This window comes from Rhodococcus sp. NPDC057014, from assembly GCF_042673295.1.
Taxonomy (GTDB): Bacteria; Actinomycetota; Actinomycetes; order Mycobacteriales; family Mycobacteriaceae; genus Rhodococcus_F.
This window is the reverse complement of record NZ_JBHUSF010000455.1, coordinates 1-5,371: the sequence shown is the minus strand read 5'-3', so window position 1 is coordinate 5,371 and position 5,371 is coordinate 1. Positions and strand designations below refer to the sequence as shown.

4 protein-coding genes and 1 tRNA gene are annotated in these 5,371 nt (G+C 63.0%); 2 read left to right on the top strand and 3 right to left on the bottom strand.

The window, feature by feature from the left end; genetic code table 11:
• Positions 1-32: 32 nt before the first annotated feature.
• Positions 33-1,991: a flavin-containing monooxygenase gene (locus ACFTZB_RS42615; protein WP_378441528.1), complete on the bottom strand. Its 1,959-nt coding sequence runs from the start codon at positions 1,989-1,991 to the stop codon at positions 33-35.
• Positions 1,992-2,282: 291 nt separating this feature from the next.
• Here ACFTZB_RS42615 and ACFTZB_RS42610 point away from each other — a divergent pair, with 291 nt between their 5' ends.
• Positions 2,283-3,608 carry an MFS transporter gene (locus ACFTZB_RS42610; protein ID WP_378441526.1) on the top strand — a complete coding sequence of 442 codons (1,326 nt, stop codon included), beginning with the start codon at positions 2,283-2,285 and terminating at the stop codon, positions 3,606-3,608.
• Positions 3,609-3,638: 30 nt separating this feature from the next.
• On the top strand, positions 3,639-4,415 hold the full coding sequence (locus tag ACFTZB_RS42605; RefSeq protein ID WP_378441524.1) for an SDR family NAD(P)-dependent oxidoreductase: 777 nt from the start codon (positions 3,639-3,641) through the stop codon (positions 4,413-4,415).
• A gap of 131 nt (positions 4,416-4,546) precedes the next feature.
• Here the strand turns inward: ACFTZB_RS42605 and ACFTZB_RS42600 are convergent.
• Positions 4,547-4,623 (bottom strand) — tRNA-Leu (locus ACFTZB_RS42600).
• A 50-nt stretch (positions 4,624-4,673) separates the two neighbouring features.
• Positions 4,674-5,371: exopolyphosphatase (locus tag ACFTZB_RS42595; RefSeq protein WP_378441522.1), on the bottom strand; the 698-nt coding region annotated here is incomplete at its 5' end.

The window sequence follows — 5,371 nt, the reverse complement described above, 5'->3', positions numbered from 1 at the left end:
CGATTGGGTTCCGGGGCATTGCCGTCCGAGTGTCACCGCGCGGTGTAGTTCTCCAGATCCGGGCGCTGAGTCATCCTCCAGTACTCCACATTCAGGAACGGCATCACGAACACCACTCGCCCGTGAGAGTTCCGGTAATACGTCGACATTCCCCGGTGAGTCCACACCGTGCGGGCATGCGTCGAATCGACGAGGTCGTTGTACTCACGATTCGCCGCCGGACGCGCATCGAGCGCCTTGATCCCGTTGCGGAACATCTCGGTGAGAAGACCACGGATGTAGCGCATCTGAACCTCCATGAAGAACATGAAGCTACCGCTGCCCGGGAACGAATTGGGGCCGCCCAGCATGAAGAAGTTCGGGAAGTCGGGGACCGACACTCCCAGATACGCCTTGGGATCGTCGTCGTTCCAGGCTTCCCGGAGCGTCAGCCCACCGATGCCCTTCACCTCCATCGAACTGATGAAGCGAGCAGCCTCGAAACCTGTCGCCCAGACGATGACGTCGACGTCCGTCTCCGTCCCGGTGTCGTCGACGAGGCCCTCGGCGCGCACCCCGGTGACGGACCGGTCGATCAGATCCACGTTGTCCTTGCGCAGGGTTGCAAACCAGCCGTTGTCGAGGAGGATTCGCTTACCGAACGGAGGGTAGTCCGGGAGCACCTTGTCCAGCAGGTCGGTCCGGTCCCCCACCTGCTGTGTGATGTATCTGGTGAAGTACTCGCGGTGCGCGTCGTTTCGCGCGTTCACCGAGCGCTCCGGATGGTCCCATTCGGGATCGACTCGCAGCGACTCGATGACCTTGTCGCCGAATTGCCAGAAGAGCCGGATCCAATACCAACTGTGGTAGATCGGGCAGGTCTGCATCAGTCTCCGGAGTTCCATCGGGATGGGCATCCGGAACTTCTCGAACGGCGCCACCCACTGCGGCGAGCGTTGGAAGATCGACAGATGCGCGACGCGGTCCGCGATCGCCGGGGCGATCTGCATCGAACTGGCACCGGTACCGACGACAGCGACGCGTTTGCCGTCGAGGTCCAGATTCTCCGGCCAGTCCGCCGAATGGAAGCTGATCCCCTCGAAGGTATCCATTCCCGGTACTTCAGGCCTCTTGGGGCGGTTCAGCACACCGACCGCGCTGATCACCACGTCCGAACGCAGAATGGACGCAGTGCCGTCCGGATTGCGCACCTCCACGGACCATTGCGCGGCCGCCTCGTCGAACGTCGCCGATCGAACCTCGGTACCGTAACGGACGCGTTCCCCTGCACCCAGGTCCTTCAACACACGACCGAAGTAGCCCTGCAATTCGTTGCGGAGTTCGAAGTGCGTGGTCCAGTCGTTCTTGGCGAACGAAAACGAGTACAGATGGCTGGGTGTGTCCACCCCCGCACCCGGATAGGTATTCTGCCACCAGTTTCCGCCTGCCTCCGGTTGCTTCTCGAGGATGACGTAGTTCACGCCCATGTCTTCGAGTTGTTGTGCAGCAGCAATTCCGGCGACACCGGTCCCGATGACGATGACCGAGAATCCCTCGGGCGCATCGACCGGTTCGAGTGACAGGCTCGGCGAGTCCGGCGCTGCGCGTCGCGCCAACTCGAGTGCGAGCATCGGTCCGTACTCGTCACCGACGGGTTCGCCCATGCACACACTCATCATTCGAACCGTGAGTTCCGGTGACGGGGTCTCGATCGCAGGACGGCCTCCGTCCTGCAGACTCAGAACAGCCTTCACCGCAGCCTCGCGAATCTCCTCCTGGATCGCGTCGTCGAGACCTCCTGAGTCGTGGTCGCCGAGGCCCTTGCCTCGGGTCGGGGTGTACGGAGCAGCGAGCCATTTCTGGTCGCCCGTCGTTTGGAACACAACCATGAGGAGCGAGGGCACATTCGCCCTGCCGACCGCTGTTCGAATCTCACACTCGGTGAGCCGGTCCGGGTTGAAGTCGTCGCCGGCCGCCCTGTCCGCGCCCGGATCACGATGTACTGCCGTCATTCGAGTACCTCTCGCATCGATGTGGCGATCGGAGCCGAACGCTCCTCGCCGAGATCATCCCGTCTTTCAACATAAGCGTTGACTGACTCTCACCCATGGTGACAGCGGCCATGGCCGATGTCAACGTCACAGTTGACGCTCCACGTCCATTCGATCCACGCACGTGTTGACAACCCAGGATGACACCGGGCAACATTCACGTTGACGACACTGTGGCTCGAGTCACAACGACTCGTCGCTCAACGATGTGTAATGCCCGCCTGGCGGTGCACACCCGAAACGGATGCAACCATGTCGAACACAACGAGTTCCACGTCCGGCACCGAAATGGTGCTCGACCTTCGCAAATCTCGAAAAGCACTCGTGGCCGGATCACTCGGCAACCTGATCGAGTGGTACGAGTTCGCGATCTATGCGTACATGGCGCCGATCATTGCGCCACTGTTCTTTCCGTCGGAGAACCCGACAGCGTCCATCCTGTCGACGTTCCTGCTCTTCGCACTTGCGTTCTTCCTCCGGCCGATCGGCGCAATCATCTTCGGGCGGATGACCGACCGCATGGGCCGCAAGCCTGTCCTCGCGATGATCATCGCGTTGATGACTGTCGCGACGACATGTATCGGACTTCTTCCGACGCATTCGGCAATCGGCATCGCCGCCCCGTTGCTCCTGACCCTGTGCCGGATCGCACAGGGCATCTCCGCCGGCGGAGAAGTGGGCGGAGCCGTCTCGTTGATGGTGGAATCGGCACCCGCCGACAAACGCGGCCTGTACGGGTCGTGGTCATTCGTCGGCACCACGCTCGGCTTCGTCCTCGGAGGCGGAGTCGCAACCGTGCTGGCGGTACTGCTCTCCGACGACGCGATGGCACAGTGGGGTTGGCGAATCGGCTTCCTCCTGGCCGCCCCGATGGGCATCATCGTTCTCTACCTGAGACTGAAGGTCGACGAGACGCCACACTTCAGGCAAGTCGCGGTCGAGATCGCGGCGGGCGAGCTTCCCGTATCAGACGACAACTCGCGCAGGCCGCTGTCCTACCTCCTCGCGACATTGGGCGTCGTGGTCGTGTACAACGCCGTCGGCAACACGTTCATGGTCGGCATGCCCACTTTCCTGTCGACGAGTTATGACATGTCCTTCGAGCGCTCCTACTTTCTCGCTCTCGTGACCGGAGCGGTCGCCGGTGCAACGATGCCTCTGTTCGGAACCCTGTCCGATCGAGTCGGCAGGCGTCCCGTTCTCATGTTCGGATCCGTTGCCGTGGTCCTGCTGTCGTACCCGCTCTACTACATGTTGAAGCTCGGATTCGGCGGTGGACTGATCGCACTGGTCATCGCCGGAATCCTCATCGGAGTGGTCGGCGGACCGATGCCGGCCTTCATGTCCGAACGGTTCCGCACACGCAACCGCGCCACCGGCGTTTCGGTAACCTACGCACTCTCCGTTGCCGTCTTCGGCGGCACAGCTCCGTACATCATCACCTGGTTGGCCTCGACCACGGGCGATCCTCTATCGGCCGCGTACTACACCCTGGGTTGCGCGGCGATCAGCGTCGCTGCCCTTCTGACGGTTCGCGGCGCGCAACGGAATCAACACCACCACCAACTCGAACTCTGACTCCACACCAATTCGACGAAAGAAGCACTCGTGCAACTAGAAGGTAAGCGGATCCTGGTCACCGGCGGCGCGCAGGGGATCGGCGCCGCGATCGTCAAGGCGTACGTCGCCGAGGGAGCGCAGGTCCGCTCCTACGATCTGAACGAAGCAGGCGGACAGAGTACGGCCGAGGAAGCCAACGAAGCCGGGCCCGGCTCGGTGACATTCTCGAAATTGGATATCACCGACGGTACCGCCACCGAGTCACTCTTCCGCAGCGCCGCAGAAGAACTCGGCGGCATCGACGTACTGGTGAACATCGCCGGCCTGCAACGCTCGGCCATGGCAGAGGACATCACGGCCGAGCTCTTCGAGAGCATCTACCGAGTCAACGTTCTCGGCACGATTCACACCAACCAGTCGGCGTTTCGAATCATGAAGGACGCCGGGACCGGGGCAATCATCAACTTCGGCTCGATGTCCGGCTTCACCGGGGAGCTGTCGAACGCCACCTACGGATCCTCGAAAGGCGCCGTTCACACGTGGACCCGGACCGTCGCACGCGAATGGGGACCGTCGGGAATTCGGGTGAACGCGGTTCTTCCGTATGTGAACACACCGATGTTCGACAAGTACACCAGCTCACTCGGCCCCGAGGAGCTCGCCGCGTACCAGGAGCAACTGCGGAAGGACATCCCGCTCGGCGGAACCTTCGGAAACGCCGAGCGCGATCTGGCCCCGGTCCTGGTCTTCCTCGCCGGCGATGCATCGCACTTCATCACCGGTCAACTGCTCCCCGTCGACGGCGGGTTTGCTGCAGTTCGTTGATCGAACTCGGATGGAACTGCGACCAGCCGATCGGCCCACCGGCCGGTCGGCTGGACATCGCTCCGGCAGAACGCGGCGACCGCCTCCACGCTCGCGCACCAGACCCTGAAAACCGATCTACCTGGCATTTCTGGTGCCCCCAGTCGGACTCGAACCGACACTTGGCGGATTTTAAGTCCGCTGCCTCTGCCAATTGGGCTATAGGGGCTACCGGTCGCCGAGGGTGTTGCTCGGTGACCGTGCGCAGATCACCCTAGCTCAGGCGATCGACAAGGCGATTCCGTCGAGGATGTCGTGTTCGCTGACGACGAGTTGGTCGATGCCGGCCTTTTTCTCGAATGCGTCGGCGAGGGTGAGGGTCACGATCGCTCCGCCGCCGATGACGTCGACCCGTCCGGGATGCATCGGTCCGAGCGCGGCGCGTTCGGTGTGGGTCATGGCGATCAGCGAGTTGCAGACCTCCCGCAGCCGGGGCAGCGGGATACGGGAGAGATGCACCTGCTCGGCGTCGTATTCGGGGAGTTCTTTCGCGACTGCGGCGATCGTGGTCATCGTGCCGGCGACGCCGACCCAGGTGTGCGCCTGTTCGACGGGGACGCGGGCGAACGCGTCGTCGAGGCGTTGCTGCGCGAACGCCCGGGCGTCGTCGATCTGCACCTGTGTCGGCGGGTCGTCGTGCAGGCAGCGCTCGGTGATGCGCACGCACCCGATGTCGGTGGAGAAGGCGGCATGGACGCCGGATTCGTCGCCGAGCACCACTTCGGTGGAACCGCCGCCGAGGTCCACGACCACGAACGGCCCCTGGGAGTGATCGAGTTCCCCGACCGCACCGTTGAACGACAGTCGCGCTTCCTCGTCGCCGGTGATGACTTCGGCCCCGGCGCCCGGGATGACGGCGCCGAGCACGTCGCGGGTCATCGAGAAGAAGTCCTCCCGATTGGACGCGTCGCGGGTGG

Excerpts from the sequence above, each read along its gene's own strand:
- ACFTZB_RS42610 (WP_378441526.1), top strand. The coding sequence starts at position 2,283 with ATGTCGAACACAACGAGTTCCACGTCCGGCACCGAAATGGTGCTCGAC.
- ACFTZB_RS42615 (WP_378441528.1), bottom strand. The coding sequence starts at position 1,991 with ATGACGGCAGTACATCGTGATCCGGGCGCGGACAGGGCGGCCGGCGAC.